The 17,351-nt window shown below is 68.1% G+C and carries 20 protein-coding genes, 4 tRNA genes and 1 riboswitch; of the genes, 13 read left to right on the top strand and 11 right to left on the bottom strand.

All coding sequences use genetic code 11. From position 1 onward, the window contains the following. The first annotated feature begins 50 nt into the window (after nt 1–50). Nucleotides 51–1,316 (top strand): alpha/beta hydrolase family protein, encoded by a 1,266-nt coding sequence (locus tag ACT3S6_RS04730; RefSeq protein WP_444554005.1) that lies wholly within the window; start codon nt 51–53, stop codon nt 1,314–1,316. On the opposite strand, the gene ybaK is transcribed toward ACT3S6_RS04730, so the two are convergent. From ybaK to ACT3S6_RS04715, 3 genes are read right to left on the bottom strand one after another with little or no spacing between them, the layout of a single operon-like run. Continuing rightward, nucleotides 1,313–1,825 carry a Cys-tRNA(Pro) deacylase gene (ybaK, locus tag ACT3S6_RS04725; protein ID WP_444554004.1) on the bottom strand — a complete coding sequence of 171 codons (513 nt, stop codon included), beginning with the start codon at nt 1,823–1,825 and terminating at the stop codon, nt 1,313–1,315. The genes ACT3S6_RS04730 and ybaK overlap by 4 nt on opposite strands. 11 nt (nt 1,826–1,836) lie before the next feature. Further along, the gene (locus ACT3S6_RS04720; protein ID WP_444554003.1) at nt 1,837–2,283 is read right to left on the bottom strand and encodes a SufE family protein; all 447 of its coding nucleotides are present in this window, start codon (nt 2,281–2,283) and stop codon (nt 1,837–1,839) included. A gap of 29 nt (nt 2,284–2,312) precedes the next feature. Further along, complete coding sequence (locus ACT3S6_RS04715) at nt 2,313–3,224, bottom strand: sulfurtransferase (protein ID WP_444554002.1); 912 nt, start codon at nt 3,222–3,224, stop codon at nt 2,313–2,315. A gap of 173 nt (nt 3,225–3,397) precedes the next feature. Here ACT3S6_RS04715 and zapE point away from each other — a divergent pair, with 173 nt between their 5' ends. After that, entirely contained in the window at nt 3,398–4,438 is a 1,041-nt protein-coding gene (zapE, locus tag ACT3S6_RS04710; RefSeq protein WP_444554001.1) for a cell division protein ZapE, read from the top strand. Nucleotides 4,439–4,445: 7 nt separating this feature from the next. Here the strand turns inward: zapE and ACT3S6_RS04705 are convergent, their stop codons facing one another. From ACT3S6_RS04705 to ACT3S6_RS04695, 3 genes are read right to left on the bottom strand one after another with little or no spacing between them, the layout of a single operon-like run. Continuing rightward, on the bottom strand, nt 4,446–4,949 hold the full coding sequence (locus tag ACT3S6_RS04705) for a class I SAM-dependent methyltransferase (RefSeq protein WP_444554000.1): 504 nt from the start codon (nt 4,947–4,949) through the stop codon (nt 4,446–4,448). After that, nucleotides 4,930–5,163: a class I SAM-dependent methyltransferase gene (locus ACT3S6_RS04700; protein WP_444553999.1), complete on the bottom strand. Its 234-nt coding sequence runs from the start codon at nt 5,161–5,163 to the stop codon at nt 4,930–4,932. Before ACT3S6_RS04700 ends, ACT3S6_RS04705 begins: the two co-directional genes overlap by 20 nt. 39 nt (nt 5,164–5,202) lie before the next feature. Next, the gene (locus ACT3S6_RS04695; protein ID WP_444553998.1) at nt 5,203–6,393 is read right to left on the bottom strand and encodes a benzoate/H(+) symporter BenE family transporter; all 1,191 of its coding nucleotides are present in this window, start codon (nt 6,391–6,393) and stop codon (nt 5,203–5,205) included. 56 nt (nt 6,394–6,449) lie between these two features. Between ACT3S6_RS04695 and ACT3S6_RS04690 the strand changes: the two genes are divergently transcribed. Beyond that, on the top strand, nt 6,450–7,058 hold the full coding sequence (locus ACT3S6_RS04690; protein WP_444553997.1) for a helix-turn-helix domain-containing protein: 609 nt from the start codon (nt 6,450–6,452) through the stop codon (nt 7,056–7,058). A 92-nt stretch (nt 7,059–7,150) separates the two neighbouring features. On the opposite strand, the gene ACT3S6_RS04685 is transcribed toward ACT3S6_RS04690, so the two are convergent. The 5 genes from ACT3S6_RS04685 to ACT3S6_RS04665 all read right to left on the bottom strand — a co-directional run bounded on the left by ACT3S6_RS04685 (nt 7,151) and on the right by ACT3S6_RS04665 (nt 7,931). Beyond that, nucleotides 7,151–7,378 (bottom strand): Rv0909 family putative TA system antitoxin, encoded by a 228-nt coding sequence (locus tag ACT3S6_RS04685; protein WP_444553996.1) that lies wholly within the window; start codon nt 7,376–7,378, stop codon nt 7,151–7,153. A 134-nt stretch (nt 7,379–7,512) separates the two neighbouring features. After that, nucleotides 7,513–7,589, bottom strand: a tRNA-Gly gene (locus ACT3S6_RS04680). Between the two features lie 34 nt (nt 7,590–7,623). Continuing rightward, nucleotides 7,624–7,695 (bottom strand) — tRNA-Val (locus ACT3S6_RS04675). 28 nt (nt 7,696–7,723) lie between these two features. After that, nucleotides 7,724–7,794: transfer RNA gene (locus ACT3S6_RS04670), tRNA-Cys, on the bottom strand. Nucleotides 7,795–7,857: 63 nt separating this feature from the next. Next, nucleotides 7,858–7,931: transfer RNA gene (locus tag ACT3S6_RS04665), tRNA-Gly, on the bottom strand. Between the two features lie 205 nt (nt 7,932–8,136). Between ACT3S6_RS04665 and ACT3S6_RS04660 the strand changes: the two genes are divergently transcribed. The 10 genes from ACT3S6_RS04660 (at nt 8,137) to ribH (ending at nt 17,273) form a co-directional block, all read left to right on the top strand. Next, nucleotides 8,137–8,982, top strand: a complete 846-nt coding sequence (locus ACT3S6_RS04660; protein ID WP_444553995.1) for a cytochrome — start codon at nt 8,137–8,139, stop codon at nt 8,980–8,982. A gap of 94 nt (nt 8,983–9,076) precedes the next feature. Then, nucleotides 9,077–9,649 (top strand): peptide deformylase, encoded by a 573-nt coding sequence (gene def / locus ACT3S6_RS04655; protein ID WP_444553994.1) that lies wholly within the window; start codon nt 9,077–9,079, stop codon nt 9,647–9,649. Further along, nucleotides 9,646–10,593 (top strand): methionyl-tRNA formyltransferase, encoded by a 948-nt coding sequence (locus tag ACT3S6_RS04650; RefSeq protein WP_444553993.1) that lies wholly within the window; start codon nt 9,646–9,648, stop codon nt 10,591–10,593. The genes def and ACT3S6_RS04650 overlap by 4 nt, the downstream gene beginning before the upstream one ends. Continuing rightward, the gene (locus ACT3S6_RS04645) at nt 10,590–12,116 is read left to right on the top strand and encodes an RsmB/NOP family class I SAM-dependent RNA methyltransferase (protein WP_444553992.1); all 1,527 of its coding nucleotides are present in this window, start codon (nt 10,590–10,592) and stop codon (nt 12,114–12,116) included. The genes ACT3S6_RS04650 and ACT3S6_RS04645 overlap by 4 nt, the downstream gene beginning before the upstream one ends. Before the next feature lie 15 nt (nt 12,117–12,131). Beyond that, nucleotides 12,132–12,803: a ribulose-phosphate 3-epimerase gene (gene rpe, locus ACT3S6_RS04640; RefSeq protein ID WP_444553991.1), complete on the top strand. Its 672-nt coding sequence runs from the start codon at nt 12,132–12,134 to the stop codon at nt 12,801–12,803. 20 nt (nt 12,804–12,823) lie between these two features. Next, a riboswitch (FMN riboswitch) is annotated at nt 12,824–12,956 on the top strand. Between the two features lie 97 nt (nt 12,957–13,053). Beyond that, entirely contained in the window at nt 13,054–13,758 is a 705-nt protein-coding gene (pnuC, locus tag ACT3S6_RS04635; protein WP_444554051.1) for a nicotinamide riboside transporter PnuC, read from the top strand. Beyond that, nucleotides 13,755–14,852, top strand: a complete 1,098-nt coding sequence (gene ribD / locus ACT3S6_RS04630) for a bifunctional diaminohydroxyphosphoribosylaminopyrimidine deaminase/5-amino-6-(5-phosphoribosylamino)uracil reductase RibD (RefSeq protein ID WP_444553990.1) — start codon at nt 13,755–13,757, stop codon at nt 14,850–14,852. The genes pnuC and ribD overlap by 4 nt, the downstream gene beginning before the upstream one ends. Beyond that, a complete protein-coding gene (locus ACT3S6_RS04625) occupies nt 14,852–15,478 on the top strand; it encodes a riboflavin synthase (RefSeq protein WP_444553989.1) in 627 nt (208 codons plus the stop codon). Before ribD ends, ACT3S6_RS04625 begins: the two co-directional genes overlap by 1 nt. After that, on the top strand, nt 15,475–16,791 hold the full coding sequence (gene ribB, locus ACT3S6_RS04620; RefSeq protein WP_444553988.1) for a 3,4-dihydroxy-2-butanone-4-phosphate synthase: 1,317 nt from the start codon (nt 15,475–15,477) through the stop codon (nt 16,789–16,791). Before ACT3S6_RS04625 ends, ribB begins: the two co-directional genes overlap by 4 nt. Then, the gene (gene ribH, locus ACT3S6_RS04615) at nt 16,791–17,273 is read left to right on the top strand and encodes a 6,7-dimethyl-8-ribityllumazine synthase (protein WP_444553987.1); all 483 of its coding nucleotides are present in this window, start codon (nt 16,791–16,793) and stop codon (nt 17,271–17,273) included. Before ribB ends, ribH begins: the two co-directional genes overlap by 1 nt. The last annotated feature ends 78 nt before the right edge of the window (nt 17,274–17,351 follow it).

Raw genomic sequence — 17,351 nt, 5'->3', positions numbered from 1 at the left:
TGAGCCGGCGGGGACTTGGCGCACCCGGGTTGACTTGCCATGATGGGTACATGCGCGAGTACACACGGACCGCCGACCCTGCGACCCCCCAGGCCCCCATGATGCGGTGGGCCGTCCTCGGTGCCGGTGCCGGTGTCGCCGCCGGCTCCCTGCTGGCCGCCAGTGCCTCCGCGTTGGCCGGATACTTCGCCCGGCAAGTGGTGCTTCCGGTACGCAAGACCGAGGATCTGGCGATCCTCGCCGTCGTGCGCGGGGACGAGGGAATGGAAGTGATCCTGCCCGCCACCGCCGAAACCACCGATCCCGGTACCTATTCGCTGTACTTCGACGTCGGCCGCGGCCACGCCAGGATCGGGGAGATCCTCTCCTTCACCCCGGCCGAAGGCACCATCGCCCGCCGCGTGGAGCACGTGTACTCGGGAAACCTGGAGACCGCGGTGCGTGGCTGGTGGTCCGGCGCGGTCTACGAGACCCCCGAGGACGCCGGGTTCGCCTTCGAGAGCGTGGACATCCCCACGTCGGTGGGCAACGCCCCGGCCTGGGTGGTTCCCGGAACCGATCGCGCCGACACCTGGGCGATCATGGTGCACGGCCGCGGGGCGGCACGCACCGAGGGCCTGCGGGCCTTGTCCACCACTGCGGAACTGGGCATCAGTTCACTGCTGCTGTCCTACCGCAACGACGGGGTGGCCCCGTCGGCCGCCGATCAGCGCTACGGACTGGGCAGCACCGAATGGGAGGACGTCGACGCCGGGATCGACTTCGCCCTTCAGCACGGGGCACGCAACGTGATCCTCATGGGCTGGTCCATGGGCGGGGCCATCAGTTTGCAGGTGGCCGATAAATCTCGGCATAAGCGCCATATCCAGGCACTGGTCCTGGATGGCCCCGTGGTGAACTGGATCGACGTCCTGCGCCACCAGGCCAAGGTCAACCGCATCCCCGAAGCCGTCGGGCGGCTCGGGCAATGGTTGCTCTCCAACCGGGCGGGCCGCGCGATCACCGGACTGGCGGCCCCGGTGGACCTGAAGGAGCTGAACTGGATCGCCAAGGCCGACCAGCTGCGCGTTCCCACCCTGATCCTGCATAGCGAAGACGACGACTTCGTGCCGGTGGGCCCCTCGGCCCAGCTGGCCGAACTCAATCCCGAGATGGTCACCTTCGAACGCTTCACGCTCGCGGCACATACCCGCGAGTGGAACGTCGATCCCGAACGCTGGGAGCAGACGGTCATCCGGTGGCTCTCGCGGATCATCGTGGCCCCCAAACCCGGGGCGGGGAATCCCGGCAGCCGGGGCCGCGGCCCGAAGGGCTAGGGGCCGGCCAGCGGAACCGGACGCGCGCCGGTCAACCGGATCAGATCCTGCGGAGCCAATTCAATCTCCAGCCCGCGACGCCCGCCCGAGACGTGGATCGTGGGCCAGTCCAGTGCGGAATCATCAAGGACCGTCGTGGAAGGGTGTCGTTGACCCAGCGGGGAGATCCCGCCCAACACATAGCCGGTACGGCGTTGCGCGTCGGCCGCCTGCGCCAGATGGACCTTCTTCACGTGCAGGGCCATGGCCGCCGCCTTGAGATCCAGCGACCCGGTCACCGGGACGACCGCCACCGCGAGCGCCTCGGACCCCGGGCGGCCGGTATCGATCAGTAGGGTCTTGAAGACCCGGGCGGGATCCACCCCCAGGGCCTCCGCGGCTTCGGCACCGTAGGACGGAGCCTGCGGATCATGCGCGTAGGCATGGGTCCCGTATTCGGCCCCGTCCGCGTCCAGGAGCAGGGTGGCCGGGGTGCCACCGGCGTCGTGGGCGTGCTTCTTCCTGGACATCACGGGGCCTGTTACGCGGCCAGGCCTTCGGCGACCTTGCGTTTGATGCGGCCCAGCAGCGAGGACATCCCGCGCATGCGCAGCGGGGTGATGGCCCGGGTCAGCCCGAGCCGGTCGGGCATGTCGTTGGGTACGGCGAGGATCTCGGCGGCCGGCAAGCCATCGAGGCCTTCCGCCAGGACGCCCGCGAAACCCCGGGAGGTCGGGGCCTCCGGCGGCGCCGAGAAGAACAGACTGACTTCCCGGGCGTCGGTATCGGCGATCTCCAGGGTCAGGAACAGCGGGGTCTGGCATTCCACGACCCGTTCCAGCAACTCCGGGTGTTCGGCGAACCGCTCCGGCAGGGCGGGTAGTTCGTCGGAGAACTCCAGGAGCAATTCGAGGCGCTCGCGCTCGGTGATTGCGTTGAAGTCATCGATGATCTCCGCCAGGGCGGAGGGAATGGCAGTCTCACTCATGGGTGCATGCTCCTTGGTGGGCGGGGGGCCTAGCTGCGGGATGACGAGGCCGGGGCCTCGCCACGCTCGGTACCGACGGCGATCGGAACCCGGACCGCGTTGCCCCATTCGGTCCAGGAACCATCGTAGTTGCGAACGGAATCGAAGCCGAGCAGGTGCTTGAGCACGAACCAGGTATGGCTGGACCGTTCGCCGATCCGGCAGTAGGCAATGACGTCGTCCCCGGGCTTCAGCCCCGCCTCGTCCAAGTAGAGGGCCTCCAGCTCGGGACGGCTGCGGAAGGTGCCGTCCTCGTTGGCCGCCTTGCTCCAGGGAACCGAGGCAGCGGTGGGGATGTGCCCGCCGCGCAACGTGCCTTCCTGCGGGTAGTCCGGCATGTGGGTGCGTTCGCCGGTGTATTCCTCGGGGGAGCGTACGTCGATCAACGGCTTGCCGAAGTGGGCGCTGACATCCTCGCGGAAGGCTCGGATCGCGTCGTCGTTGCGGGGGACCACTGGGTAGTCGACGGTTTCGGGCCGGGGCTTTTCCCTAGTCGTCTCGCGTCCTTCGGCCAACCATTTATCGCGGCCGCCGTCCAGCAGCCGGACGTCTTCGTGGCCGAACAGGGTGAAGACCCAGAGTGCGTAGGCGGCCCACCAGTTGCTCTTGTCCCCGTAGATCACCACGGTGGTCTCCCGGGTGATGCCCTTGGACCCCATGAGCCGGGCGAAGGCTTCACCCTCGACGTAATCGCGGGTGACCTCGTCGTTCAGGTCGGTGTGCCAGTCGATGTTCACGGCGCCGGGGATGTGCCCGGTGGAGTAGAGCAGGATGTCTTCGTTGGATTCCACGACGACCAGGCCGTCATCCTTCAGATGCTCGGCCAGCCAATCGGTGGAGACCAAGCGCCCGGGATGGGCATAGGCGGAGAACTTGGCAGTGGTATCGGCGGCAAGGCCCATGAGGATTCCTCGTTTCACACGGTGGCTGGGGATCTGTCTCCAGCCTACGTCTTCGGGTGCCGGCCTGCTGGGTCGGGCGTCACGTGCCGGTGGCTTTGCGCGCGGGGCGTAAAGTTGGTCATGGTGCGCCCCGCGTGCCGGCCCGTCCCCTCACAAAGGAACCGACCCCGCCCGTGGCACACATCGAACACCTGACCGAACGCATCCCCCAGGTCTCGCCCGACGAACTCCTGGCCGGATTCCATCCGTCCTACCGGTTCGGCGTGGTCTCCTTCGACACCTTCCGTCCGGATCCGGCGCAGCCTTCACAGACCGAGGCGGTGGAGGCCCTGCGGGCCTTCGCCGAGGGCGTCGGTGGCTCGAAGAAGTCCCTGCTGGGACGGATCTTCGGGGGGAAGGGACCGCAGACCAAGGCCGGCATCTATCTCGATGGCGGGTTCGGCGTGGGCAAGACCCACTTGTTGGCCTCCCTCTGGCACGCGGTTCCCGGCCCCAAGGCCTTCGGTACGTTCGTTGAATACACCAACCTGGTCGGCGCCCTGTCGTTCCGCAAGACGGTGGAGGTCCTCAGCGGCTACAACCTGGTGTGCATCGATGAATTCGAACTCGACGATCCCGGTGACACGGTGCTGATGTCGCGGCTGATGCGTGAACTATCCGATGCCGGAGTCAAACTCGCGGCGACCTCGAACACCCTGCCGGGCTCCTTGGGCGAGGGGCGCTTCGCCGCCGTGGACTTCCAGCGCGAGATCCAGGTGCTGGCGGACCAGTTCGATGTCCTGCGCATCGACGGCGACGACTTCCGCCACCGTGGCCTGCCCGAGGCGCCCCGGCCCGTGGATGATGCCGCCCTGGAGTCCACCGCCACCGAACTCTATGCCGATAAGGTCCTGGCCATCGATGACTTCGAAGCGCTGGTGAAGCATCTGTCGAGCGTCCACCCCAGCCGTTACCGGCAGTTGGTGGACGATATCGACATCCTGGTCCTCCACGAGGTCCGGACCATCACCGAACAGTCGCTGGCCCTGCGCTTCGTCGTGCTGGCCGACCGGCTCTACGACAAGGACGTTCCCGTCCTGGCCAGTGGGAAACCGTTCAACGAGTTGTTCACCGAGGAGATGATGGCCGGGGGGTACCAGAAGAAGTACTCCCGTGCCGTGTCGCGGCTGACGGCCCTGGCCCGAGAAGGCCAGAAGGCCGAAGTGGCGATCTAGCCTCGGTTCATGAGGTGGTCGTGACGCCCGTGGTGGCGAGCACGATGAGCAACCGGTGCCGGGCAGCCACGGGATCGCCTTCCCAAGTACCCATGACCTCGACGTGCTCGAAGCCCGCAGCGCCCAACGCTTCGATCAGCTCGGTTTCGGTGCGGAAGTACAGGGCGCTGGTGAAGATCCTGTCGGTTCCGTTGGCGAAGAGGTTATGGCTGTCGAAGACGACGACGCCGGGGCACACCGATGTGACTTCCAACCATTCGGTGAAGGTCCCGAATGCTGCCGGGCGGACATGGGTTGTTTGGTCCGGAGTCCAGTTCTTCCATTCGCGGTGGGCCGGGTTGCGCGTTTCGAAGGCCAAGGCCCCGCCCGGAGTGAGGCTGCGTCGAAGATGGTCGAGCGTCTCCACGAGCTCGTCCGTGCCGATGTGCATGAAGGCGTTCCCGGTGCAAAGCACCAGATCGGCAGGAGCCGAGGGGTCCAGGACACGGGCATCACCGTCGATCCACCTCACCGCACCCGCCCCGGGCCGGCGGCGGGCGTATCCGAGCATCGTGGGGGCTCGGGTCCACACCGATGACCTCGCGCCCGGGGGCCGTGAGGGTTCGGGTCAGCAGCCCGGTGCCGCACCCCAGATCGATGATCTTTCCGGCACCGAGGGTGTCGGCGAGCGACCGGTAATACTCGTGGTCCCGCCCTGCCGGGTGAGCGGTTTCGTAGAGGGCCACGAGATCCTCGTCGCCCTAGGGGTCCACCATGATCTCAGCCTAATGGCGTCCCGGACGTTCTATCGCCCATCTGACCAACAGCCCCCCGGCCAGCCCCCAGAATGCGGCGCCGACCCCCAGGAACGCGACGCCGGAGGCGGTGATCATGAACGTGGTCAACGCCCCGAACCGGGAGCGTGGGTCCTCGAGGGCGGAAGAGGCCGCGGCACCCAGGGTGCCGAAGAGCGCCAGACCCGCGGCTGCGGTCAGCAGGCCCTCGGGGGCGGTGACGGCGATCGCCCCCACCACGGTGGCCCCCAGACCGAGGAGGAAGTAGAAGCCGCCGGCGGAGACCGCGGCGATCCAGCGGCGCGAACGGTCGGGTCCGGCTTCCTCGCCGGCGGCGAGGGCCGCGGATATCGCGGCCAGGTTGATGGCATGCCCGCCGAAGAAGGCGGCGCCGAGTCCGGCGGCGCCGGTGGCCAGCATGGAGGCGGTCCAGGGGGTCTTGTAACCGAACCCGGACAGGACGGCCATCCCGGGGATGTTCTGCGAGGCCATGGTCACGATGTACAGGGGCACCGCGACGCCGGTGGCTCCGGCCCAGGTGAATTTCGGCAGGGTGAATTCCAACCGGGGCCATAGATCGCCGGGCAGCGCCGTTCCGGTCTGGGCCGCGTTGAACAGGACGATCAGCAACGTGGCGGCCATGGCAGCCGGGACGGCCCACCGAGGCGCCCAGCGCATGCACACGAGCCAGACCAGGATGATCGCCCCGGCCATGAGCGGGACATTGGCCAGTGCGTGGAACGGGGCCAGACAGAGTTCGAACAGGACCCCGGCGAGCATCGCCTGGGCCAGGGGTGCCGGAAGCCTTCCGAGCAGCCGCCCGATGACCGGGACGGCACCGGTGAGGAAGATCAGCAGGGCACACATCACGAAACCGCCGACGGCCTCGTCCCAGCCGAGCCCGAGCCCGCCGGCGGCCGCCAGCAAGGCGGCACCGGGAGTCGACCAGGCGAAGGTCACCGGACGCCGCGTGGTGACCGCGATGGCAACGGTGCACAAGGAGAACGAGATGGTCAGCGCCAGTAGCCCGGAAGCGGCCTGCCCGGGGCTGGCGCCCACGGCGCTGAGCCCGGCCAGGACGACGGTGAAGGAGGAGGTGAATCCCACCAGGGCGGTGACCAGACCGGCAGTCAGTGGGCGGACGAGATCGCCCGGGGCGGTGGGAACTGGAGTATGGGACATGACCTCGACTGACGGTGGTTCTGTTTACGGAACGACTCTCAGCGTAGTCTGGGTCCATGTCAGCCGCAATCGATCCCCGCATGCTCCACGTCGGCAACCGGATCCGCACGCACCGGCAAGGTGCCGGGCTGTCGCTGACCGGCCTGGCCACGGCCGCGGGCATCGGCAAGGGGACGCTCTCCGAACTCGAGCACGGGCAGCGCAACCCGACCTTGGAGACCCTCTATGCCGTCGCCGGGGTGCTGGGAGTCCCGTTGGCCGGCTTCGTCTCCACCGATGACGGACACCAGCCGGTGGCCTCGCAGGCCACCGGGGGAGCCGGGCCGCTGCCGGGCGATGGAGCGATCTCGGTGGGAGGCGGTCCGGTATCGGCCCGGTTGCTGGAGGCCCGCCGGGTTGCCGACGGGTCGTTGATCGAAGTGTATTGGCTCACGATCGGTCCGGGCCGGAGGGTTTCCCCGGCCCATGGACGGGGCGTGGCCGAACGCCTGGTCCTCGTGGGGGGGGAGGCCGAGGTGGGGCCGGAGGGCTGGACCAAACGGATCAAGGCCGGGCAGGCCCTGTCATGGGAGTCCTCTGGTCGACATGTCTACTCATCGGACGTGGGTGCCGAAGGGGTGCTGACCATCATCAATCCGCCGATCCCCGGGGCCGCCGGGCGTTAACGGGCAGGTGCCGGCCCCGCCTCCCGGCGGGACCGGCACCTGTTTGCCGTGCTCGTGGGCCGGCAGGCGTCCTGTGGGGGACGCGTGGAATTCTAGGTCGGAGGATTCGAGTCGTTGCCGGCTGCCTTGTCGAGAAGGTGGTGGGCGGATTCCTGGAGGTGTTCCACCTGCTCGGAATACCTGCCACCGGTTTTCTCGTCGACGAAACCGCCGACACCGCCTACGGCCCCACGGAGCTTCTCGGCTCCGTCTTCGGCCACTGTCGCGGCCTTGTCCTTGAGTCCCTCGGCCTTGCCCTTGAGCTCGTCAAAAAAAGCCAAGTGCCACCTCCTCTCCTCCGGGAAGCCTTCGAGGCTTCCGTGTGATCACCATCATACCGGCGGACCGCCGGCCAATTCGAGGGGAAGGCAACAAAAAAACCGCCTGGTCGACCCTGGGGTCATCCGGCGGTTCGTGGAGCGGACAGCGAGACTCGAACTCGCGACCTCCACCTTGGCAAGGTGGCGCTCTAGCCAACTGAGCTATGTCCGCATAAAAACGCTCCGCCGTGGCGGAGCAGTTTCAGTGGGCGATACTGGGTTCGAACCAGTGACCTCTTCCGTGTCAGGGAAGCGCGCTACCGCTGCGCTAATCGCCCTCTTCAGGGTGCAACATTACCGTATGCGAGGTGGGGACGGGATTCGAACCCGCGTATACGGCTTTGCAGGCCGCTGCCTAGCCACTCGGCCACCCCACCGTGACCCGGACCGGTTTCCCGGTCCCGGCTCGATCGACGAATCGACCGTTACAGTGACTTGCGAGCGGACAACGAGATTCGAACTCGCGACCTCCACCTTGGCAAGGTGGCGCTCTAGCCAACTGAGCTATGTCCGCATGTCGGAGAACTGCTCCGTTTCGGTCGCTTTTAGCTTTCCGAACCGGTGCGTTCCAACGAGTAAAAACTCTATACGACGATTCCCCGAAGTTCCAAATCGGGGATGTCATGGGAGCGTCGGAGGGCGGAATCAGGGGGACGAACGGCGCCTGGATCGCCGGTGCGGCACCCGATGCGTCGGACCGGCATGCCAGAATCGTGGGCATGACTTCACCTGCCCTGGCCCACCAGACCACGTACGGCCGCATGTACTCCCGCAAGATCAACGGCCTGCCCGAGGTCCCCTCCATCACCACGGTGATCGGCCAGGCGTCCATGTCCCTGGACGGCTGGATCGGGCACATGGCCGCCACGGCGGTCACCCAGGACGACCGGCTCGGCGCAGCGGTCGGCAACAAGGCCAAGCTGCGCACCGTGGCGCGGGACGCCTCCAACGCCGCGGAAACCTACCGCAACGAGGCCGCGGCCCGCGGGGACCGCGTCCACAACTACTGCGAACAGGTGGCGCTGCGGGCCTTGGGACGTCCGCATTCCGCCGCCGAGGCACGGGAGGTCCTCCTGGAAAAGGACGAAGGCGGATTCGCCTCGCGCTTCGATGACTGGTGGGACGAATACCGGGTGGAACCGATCGCTGCCGAGGTCACCGTCTGGAACCACACGGTGGGCTATGCGGGAACCCTGGACCTGGTCGCCCGGATCGGTGGACGGCTATGCCTGATCGACTACAAGACCAAGGGCACCGATCGGGACGGGCGGGTCAAGGCATTGGATCCCAAGGTCGTCATGCAGTTGGCCGCCGGCTACAAGGCCGAGGAGGTCGTGGTCGACGCCGAGGCCGGAACCTGGGAGCCCTGGCCCTACGGCGAGGATCCGATGCTGCTCGGGGTGGCCGTGGGGCAGACCGAAGTGCGCACCCTGATGGCCCCGCCCGAGGTTCTGCCGGCCTATTGGAGCAGGTTCTTCGCCTTGCGCCGGGTCTGGGAATCGGGGGTGAAGGTCTCCGAGGCCGGGACCGCGCTGCGGGCTGTGGGACCGCCCCCGGCCCAGTAGACTGGTTCCTGCGTACCGGTGCTGCCGCCAGCAGGGCCACCGGACGACTTTCCACAGCACATTGCCGGGTATACGGCGTCAGGAGCATACAGTCATGACGATTCTGGAAATCCGCATCGTGGGGGACCCCGTGTTGCGGACCCCCGCGGAGGACGTGTCCAGGTTCGGGCCCGAACTGGCCCGCCTGGTCCAGGACATGACCGAAACGATGGACGCCGTCTCCGGCGTCGGACTGGCCGCGCCCCAGGTCGGCGTCGGTCTGCGCGTCTTCACCTACCGGGTCGGGGACCAATACGGCCACGTGGTCAACCCGGTCCTGGAAGTCGGGGGAGCCGACGAGGACGAAGCCCTCGAAGGCTGCCTGTCGGTCCCCGGTCTGGGATACCGCCTGCCCCGGCCCGGCTGGGCCCGCGTGAGTGGGGCCGATATGACCGGGGCACCGCTGGTCATCGAGGCGGAGGGCGTCCTCGCCCGCTGCCTGCAACACGAAACCGATCACCTCGACGGCCGCCTCTACATCGACCGCCTGCGTGGAGCCGATAAGAAGGAGGCCCTGAGGCGCATCCGGGACTCCGGCTACGACGACGTCGCCTCGGAAATCCGCGGCAGCCGGGCCACTGCGGTGGGATCGAGCTTCGGCGGCGGGACCTTCGGGGCAGCTCGATGAGGGTCTTGTTCGCCGGAACGCCGCAGGTTGCCGTGCCGTGCCTGGACCAGCTCATCTCCGACGGCCTGGAAGTAGTGGCCGTGCTGACCCGCGAAGACGCCCCGCTCGGACGCAAACGCGTCCTCACGCCCTCGCCCGTCGCCGCTCGTGCGGCCGAACTGGGGCTGCCGGTCATCAAGGCCAACAGGATCGACGAGGACGTCATCTCGGCCATTGCCCGGACCGAAGCCGAGATCGCCGCCATCGTCGCCTACGGGGGACTGGTGCCACCGCGGGCATTGGAGGTGCCCCGGCATGGCTGGGTCAACCTGCACTTTTCGCTGCTGCCGGCCTGGCGCGGCGCCGCCCCGGTCCAGCACGCGATCATCCATGGCGACGATGTCACCGGGGCGGTGACCTTCCGCCTCGAGGAAGGCCTGGATACCGGCCCGGTGTACGGGATGCTGACCGAGGACATCGCCCCGGAGGATACCGCGGGGGCCATGCTGGACAGGCTCTCCCACAGCGGATCCGTCCTGCTCTCGCAGACCCTGCATGGGATCGACGCCGGCCGCTTGTCGCCGGTACCCCAAAGCGGGCCGGTGACGCTGGCCCCCAAGCTGGGCCTCGAGGACGCGCATGTCGACTGGGCGGAACCGGCGCTGGCGATCCGGCGGCGCATCAACGGCACGATCCCCGAACCCGGTCCCTGGACGTTGTTGGACGGCAAGCGGTTCAAACTCGGTGCCGTCGGCCTTGAGCCCTCGGTGACGGATCTGGAGCCGGCCGTGCTCCGTGTCCTGCCCGGCCGGACGCCCCGCGTCCTGGTCGGAACCGGCTCACATGCCCTGGAACTGCACCAGGTCCAACCGGCGGGCAAGAAGATGATGAAGGCCTCCGACTGGGCCCGCGGCCTGGATATCGACGACGAAGGCGCAACAGGGAAGCAGGTCTCCTTTTCATGAGCAAGGACCCACGCGGTGAACGCCGCAACGACGCCGGACGCCAACGCAACCGGGGCGGTTCGGGCCACCGGAACTTCAGTGCTTCGGCACCCTCCCAACGCCGGCGGATCGCCGACCCCGCCCGACTGGTCGCCTACGAGGTCCTGCGGGCCGTCGCCGAGCAGGACGCCTACGCCAACCTGGTCCTGCCCGGCCGCCTGCGCGAACACGGGCTCAGCGGACGGGACGCCGGATTCGCCACCGAACTGGCCTACGGCGCCCTCCGGGGTCGCGGATTCTACGACGCCGTCCTCTCCCGTTGCGTGGACCGTCCGCTGGAAAAACTGGATCCGGCAATCCTTGACGCGCTCCGGCTGGGCGCCCACCAGCTGCTGGCCATGCGCGTTCCCCACCACGCGGCACTGGATGAAACCGTCGGCCTGGCCCGGGCGGTGATCGGCGCCGGTCCTTCCGGGCTGGTGAACGCCGTCCTGCGCAAGGTCGCACGGAACGACGCCGACGCCTGGAAGACGCTGCTGTTGGACGGTGTCCAGGACGAGATCTCGAGGCTGGCTCTGGAATACAGCCACCCGGAATGGGTGGTCAGGGCCCTGCGCCAGGGCCTGGTCGCCCACGGCCGGGATGCGGCCGAAATCACCGACCTGCTTGCCGCGGACAACCTGGCCCCGGTGGTCAACCTGGTGGCCCTGCCGGGGGTCGGATCCCTCGATGAAGCCTTCGACCACGGCGCGACCCCGGGACGGCTGGCCCCCGATTCGGCCTACTACAGCGGGGGAGACCTCTCCAAGCTCTCCTCCATCCACCGCGGAACCACCCGGGTCCAGGATGCCGGCTCGCAATTGCTGGCCCGCGCCCTGGCCTCCGTGGAGATCGAGGGACGCGACACCGACTGGCTGGACCTCTGCGCCGGCCCGGGCGGCAAGGCCGCCCTGCTGGCCGGTCTGGCCGCGCAGCAAGGCGCCGAACTGACCGCCAACGAACCGGCCGAACACCGTGCCGAGCTGGTCCGCAAGGCCCTGCGGCCGGTGGATCGACAGGCCTGGAACGTCGTGGTCGGTGATGGGCGACGCTATCTGGGGATCCCGGCCGATCAGCGCTTCGACCGGATCATCGTCGATGCCCCGTGCAGCGGGCTGGGCGCATTGCGGCGCCGGCCCGAAGCCCGATGGCGCAAGACCCCGGCGGATGTGGCCGAACTGACCACCTTGCAGGATGAATTGATCGATGCGGCGCTGAAGGCCCTGCGGCCCGGCGGCGTCCTGGCCTACGCCACCTGCTCACCCCACCCGGCCGAATCGTTGGCCGTGCTGGAGGACGCCCTGCGCCGGACCCCGACAGCCCGGCTCCTCGATACCGCCGCCGCCGTCAATGCCGTCTCGCTCGAAGGCGGCATCTCCGGTACCGACCGTGCGTCGGGAGGGAACACCGTCCAGCTGTGGCCGCATCTGCACTCCACCGACGCCATGTTCCTGGCCCTGATCACCCTCGACGCCGATGTCGAGCCGACCGAACAGCCCGAGTAGACGAAAGGTAGACCCATGTCCCCCTGCCGGATCCACCCCAGCATCCTCTCCGCCGACTTCGCCAACCTCGAGGCCGAGCTGCACCGCATCGGGACCGCCGATGCCGTGCACGTCGATGTCATGGACAACCACTTCGTCCCGAACCTGACCCTGGGCCTGCCCGTGGTCAAACGCATCGCCGACGTCAGCACGCTCCCGGTGGACGTGCACCTGATGATCGAAGACGCCGACCGGTGGGCCCCGGACTACGCCGACCTCGGGGTCGACTCCGTGACCTTCCATGCCGAAGCCTCGGCGGCCCCGGTCCGGCTGGCCCGCGAACTTCGGGCGCGTGGATCCAAGGCGGCCATGGCCCTGCGCCCTGCCACTGCCGTTGAACCGTATCTGGGCATGCTCGAGGAACTGGACATGTTGCTGCTGATGACCGTCGAACCCGGTTTCGGCGGCCAGTCCTTCCTGGACCTCATCCTGCCCAAGATCCGTAGGACCCGGGCCGCCATCGAGGGCTCCGGATTGCCGCTGGTGCTGCAGGTCGATGGGGGAATCACCCGCGAAACCATCCTGCGTGCCGCGGAGGCGGGAGCAGATGTCTTCGTGGCCGGTTCCAGCGTTTACGGCACCGAGGATCCCGCCGCGGCCGTCGACGCATTACGACATGTCGTCGAACACACCGAGTCGGGGCTATAGTTTAGGGACATAAGTAAACAACACGTGCTCCGGGGTCGGTGTAAGTCCGAACCGGCGGTTATAGTCCGCGACCCGAGGTGCCTCACGGCGCCGAGGTTGAACTGGTGGAATTCCAGTACCGACAGTTAAAGTCTGGATGGGAGAAGCACGTACAGGGCTGGTCTGGTGACCGGTGGCGTCCTCGACGCCCCGTCCGCCGATGCCTCAACTGTCGTTCCCCCGGAGCCGCCGCGGCTCATGAGGAGGAATGATGGAATCCCTGCGGTGGCTCATTGATATCTTCAACGCCAATATTCCGGTCGGCAACAGCTCGCTTCTGGTGCGGGAAGTCGTCGGCAACATCTTCGGTCTGGCCAGCGCCGTCGGCGGCATGCGCCGCAAGGTCTGGGCCTGGCCGGTCGGCATCGTCGGCAACCTGCTGCTGTTGACCGTCTTCGTCGGCAGCATCTTCGACACCGGCCACGCGGCCAACCTCCTGGGCCAGGCGGGTCGGCAGATCATGTTCATCGCCGTCTCGGTCTACGGCTACCGCCGCTGGAAACAAGCCAGCGGTGATGGAACGGGCACCGCGGTCACCCCCCGGTGGGCCACCGGCCGCGAGCGCTGGGCGCTCGGCGGGATCATGATCGTGGGAACGGTCGCGCTGACCCCGCTCTTCCGCATCCTCGGCTCCTACGAACCCGTCTGGGCCGATGCCTGGACCTTCGTCGGTTCGCTCCTGGCGACCTGGGGGATGGCCAAGGGATGGGTCGAGTTCTGGCTGCTCTGGGTCGTCGTCGACGTCGTCGGGGTGCCGCTGCTCTTCAGCGCCGGCTACTATGCCAGCGCCTTCATGTACCTCTTCTACGGCGGCTTCACCCTCGCGGGGTTCTTCGTCTGGTGGAGGGCCCGGAACCGGGAACAGGCCCTGGTCCAGACCGCCATGCCCGATCCGATCACGCGGACCTCAGCATGAGCGGGCAGACGGTGGGCCCCCCGACCAGCCGGGCCGAACAGGAGGGGATGGAACTGGCCCTGGAACTGGCCGGCCGCGGCATCCGCGGGGCCAACCCACTGGTCGGTGCGGTCATCCTGGATGAAACCGGGCGCCCCGTCGCCAGCGGCTGGCACCGCGGGGCGGGCACCGCCCACGCCGAAGCCGCGGCCCTGGACGAGCTGGGTCCGGTCACCTCCGAACAAGCCTCCCGGTTGACGATGCTGGCCACCCTGGAACCGTGCTCCCACCGGGGCCGGACCGGATCCTGCGCCGAGGCCATTGCCGCCACCGGAATCGGCCGGGTCGTCCATGCGGCCACGGATGGCACCGCACGGGCCGGTGGCGGGGCGGAAATCCTTTCGGACGCCGGGGTCGACGTCGTGTCGGGGCTATTGGGAGCCGAGGCCCGCTTGCTGAACCACCGGTGGATTGGCGCCCGGGCCGCCGACCGGCCCTTCACGAGCCTGCATCTGGCGCAGAGCCTGGATGGCCGGATCGCCGCCGCCGACGGAACCAGCCAGTGGATCACCGGTGCCGGTTCCCGCGAGCACTCCCATCTGATCCGGGCCCGTAGCGAAGCCATCATCGCCGGAACGGGAACGATCTTCGCCGACGATCCCCGACTCACCGCCCGGACCCCCGCAGGGACCGCAGCACCACGCCAACCGCTACGTGTCATCATGGGCCACCGCGAACTGCCCGGCGGGGCAGCGGTGGCCGCCGATGACCACCACGTCCAGCTCCGCACCCACGATCCGGCGGCGGTGCTGGCGGCCCTATCCGCACGGGGCATCGACCACGCCATGATCGAGGGCGGCGCCTCGATCGCCACGGCGTTCCTGGCCGCCGATCTCGTGGATGAGATCTGGCTGTACCAGGCCCCGATCTTCCTGGGAGCAGGACGCCATGCCGTGGGTGATCTGGGGATCGGCACGCTGGCGGAGGCCGGACACTTCCGATTCGACGACGCCGGTGGGCCGGCCCACCAACTGCTGGGCTCCGACGTCGTCCTGCATCTTGAACCACAACCAGGGCCCGCAGACCGGGCCTCCGAGCACGAAGGGACCCGCTAATGTTCACGGGCATCATCACCGGATTAGGGAATGTCGAAGAGATTTCCGCGGTTCCGGGACAGGACGCAGCGATCCTGCGCATCAACGCCCCGGGGCATGCCTCGGATCTGGGCCTCGGCGGATCCCTGGCCGTCAACGGCGTGTGCCTGACGGCCACGGCCATCACCGGCGATGCCGTGGACCTGGATGTCATGGGCGAATCCCTTCGACTGACCACCACCGGCACGCTGGCGGTGGGGGAGCAGGTCAACCTCGAACGCTGCGTGCCCGCTGGCGGGCGCCTGGACGGTCACGTCGTCCAAGGCCATGTCGACGGCACCGGAACCGTCCTGGAACGCGAGGACGAAGGCAATTGGGTGCGCCTGCGATTCGGGTTGGACCGCGAACTGGCCCGCTATGTGGCCCGCAAGGGCTCGATCGCCGTGGACGGGGTCTCGTTGACGGTCACCACCGTCTCCGAGGCCGCGGAGGCCGAACAATATTTCGAGGTCGGGGTCATCCCGACCACGCTGAGGGAAACCGTCCTGGGGCAGCGCCAGCCCGGGGACACCGTGAATCTGGAGGTCGACGTGATGGCCAAATATGCCGAGCGGCTTGCCGCATTCTCCGAAGGAGCCCGGCGATGAGCCCCCGGGAGCAGGGCGAGTCCCTGCTGGACCCGGTGGACGCCGCCGTGGCGGCGATGGCTGCCGGACGCCCCGTCGTCGTGGTCGATGACGAGGACCGCGAAAACGAAGGCGACATCATCTTCGCCGCCGAATTCGCCACCCCCGAACTGCTGGGCTGGACCATCAGGTATTCCTCCGGCGTGCTCTGTGTCCCGCTGCCAGGGGACCGGGCCGACCAGTTGGGGTTGCCCCCGATGGTCGAGGACAACCAGGACGCCAAGGGCACCGCCTACACGGTCTCCTGCGATGCGGCGGCGGGAATCACCACCGGCATCAGCGGGGCGGACCGGGCCCTGACCGCGCGCCTGCTCGCGGATCCGGCCAGCGACGGGACGGTGATCAACCGTCCGGGACACATGTTCCCCCTGCGGGCCGTCGACGGCGGTGTGCTGGTGAGGCGTGGACATACCGAAGCCAGCGTGGACCTGTGCCGTCTGGCGGGCGTGCAGCCGGTGGGAGTGATCGCTGAACTGATCCACGACGACGGGTCCATGATGCGTCTACCGGCCTTGCGGGTCTTCGCCGATGAATTCTCGATCCCGCTGATCAGCATCGAGGACCTCGCGGCCCGGCTCGAAAGCCAGCAGGATGCCGCCCCTGAACCGTCCACCCCCTCCGCGGTGCTCGGGGGACCGGTGGTCGCCGTGCCCACGGAGCACGGGACCTTCGCCGCCCAGGCCTGGACCGAACGCCAGACCGGGTTGGAACACCTGACCCTGACGGCGCCCACCCCGCAGCATGACAGCACCGAGATCCCGCTGGTGCGGTTGCACTCGGAATGCCTGACCGGAGACGTCTTCGGGTCCTATCGGTGTGATTGCGGGGAGCAGCTCAACGCCGCCCTGGCAGCCATTGCGGTGGACGGGGGAACCATCATCTACCTGCGCGGCCACGAGGGCCGGGGGATCGGGTTGGCCAATAAGATCCGCGCCTATTCGCTGCAGGACGGTGGCGCCGACACGGTCCAGGCCAATGAACAGCTGGGACTTCCCATCGACGCCCGTCGGTACGACGCGGCTGCGGCGATCCTGCACAGCCTGGACCTGGACCGGATCAGACTGATCACGAACAATCCGTTGAAGGCCCAATGGCTGCGGGAATCGGGGGTCGACGTCGTGGAATTGATCCCCAGCACCATCGTCGCCCGCCCGGAGAACACCCGGTACCTGCAGACCAAACGCGAACGCATGTCCCACCGCATCCTGGCCGAGGCCTTCGCCTCGACGGATCCCTCGCAACCCAGCACACCCACCACGAAGGAGCACCACTGATGAGCGGACACGGAGCACCGGATACCGGAGCCGATGAACTGAAGGCAGCAGGAAAAGCCGGACTGCGTGCGGTGGTCGTTGCCGCCAGCTGGCACCAGCAGGTCATGGACGGACTCGTCGACGGCGCGTTGCGGGCCGCGAACGAGGCAGGCCTTCCAGAGCCCCGCCTCGTCCGGGTCCCGGGCACCTTCGAGCTGCCCGTCGCCGCAGCCCGGCTCGCACCGGACTACGACGTCGTCGTGGCCCTGGGCGTGGTCATCCGCGGGGGGACACCGCATTTCGAATTCGTCTGCCAGGGGGCGACGGCGGGATTGACCGAGGTCTCGATCAGGACCGGCGTCCCGGTGGGCTTCGGCGTGCTGACTTGCGATACGGAGCAGCAGGCCCTGGACCGTGCCGGGCTGGCCGGTTCGGTGGAGGACAAGGGACATGAAGCCATGTCGGCGGCGCTGTTGACTGCCCTGGCACTGTCCGCGGAATAGTGTTCCCGGCGCCGCCCCGCACCGTCGGTTTCGTCACATTGAAACGTCGGAGTCGGGGCGGCGCTTCGCCAACGGCTA

Source organism: Arthrobacter sp. AOP36-C1-22 (assembly GCF_052377515.1).
GTDB lineage: Bacteria > Actinomycetota > Actinomycetes > Actinomycetales > Micrococcaceae > Arthrobacter_H.
The sequence above is the reverse complement of the archived record's forward strand: the minus strand, read 5'-3'. Positions and strand labels throughout refer to the sequence as shown.

Bases quoted from the DNA above. Each gene is read 5' to 3' on its own strand.
- ACT3S6_RS04730 (WP_444554005.1), top strand. From the start codon at position 51: ATGCGCGAGTACACACGGACCGCCGACCCTGCGACCCCCCAGGCCCCC.
- ybaK (WP_444554004.1), bottom strand. From the start codon at position 1,825: ATGTCCAGGAAGAAGCACGCCCACGACGCCGGTGGCACCCCGGCCACC.
- ACT3S6_RS04720 (WP_444554003.1), bottom strand. From the start codon at position 2,283: ATGAGTGAGACTGCCATTCCCTCCGCCCTGGCGGAGATCATCGATGAC.
- ACT3S6_RS04715 (WP_444554002.1), bottom strand. From the start codon at position 3,224: ATGGGCCTTGCCGCCGATACCACTGCCAAGTTCTCCGCCTATGCCCAT.
- ACT3S6_RS04695 (WP_444553998.1), bottom strand. From the start codon at position 6,393: ATGTCCCATACTCCAGTTCCCACCGCCCCGGGCGATCTCGTCCGCCCA.
- ACT3S6_RS04690 (WP_444553997.1), top strand. From the start codon at position 6,450: ATGTCAGCCGCAATCGATCCCCGCATGCTCCACGTCGGCAACCGGATC.
- ACT3S6_RS04660 (WP_444553995.1), top strand. From the start codon at position 8,137: ATGACTTCACCTGCCCTGGCCCACCAGACCACGTACGGCCGCATGTAC.
- def (WP_444553994.1), top strand. From the start codon at position 9,077: ATGACGATTCTGGAAATCCGCATCGTGGGGGACCCCGTGTTGCGGACC.
- ACT3S6_RS04650 (WP_444553993.1), top strand. From the start codon at position 9,646: ATGAGGGTCTTGTTCGCCGGAACGCCGCAGGTTGCCGTGCCGTGCCTG.
- ACT3S6_RS04645 (WP_444553992.1), top strand. From the start codon at position 10,590: ATGAGCAAGGACCCACGCGGTGAACGCCGCAACGACGCCGGACGCCAA.
- rpe (WP_444553991.1), top strand. From the start codon at position 12,132: ATGTCCCCCTGCCGGATCCACCCCAGCATCCTCTCCGCCGACTTCGCC.
- pnuC (WP_444554051.1), top strand. From the start codon at position 13,054: ATGGAATCCCTGCGGTGGCTCATTGATATCTTCAACGCCAATATTCCG.
- ribD (WP_444553990.1), top strand. From the start codon at position 13,755: ATGAGCGGGCAGACGGTGGGCCCCCCGACCAGCCGGGCCGAACAGGAG.
- ACT3S6_RS04625 (WP_444553989.1), top strand. From the start codon at position 14,852: ATGTTCACGGGCATCATCACCGGATTAGGGAATGTCGAAGAGATTTCC.
- ribB (WP_444553988.1), top strand. From the start codon at position 15,475: ATGAGCCCCCGGGAGCAGGGCGAGTCCCTGCTGGACCCGGTGGACGCC.
- ribH (WP_444553987.1), top strand. From the start codon at position 16,791: ATGAGCGGACACGGAGCACCGGATACCGGAGCCGATGAACTGAAGGCA.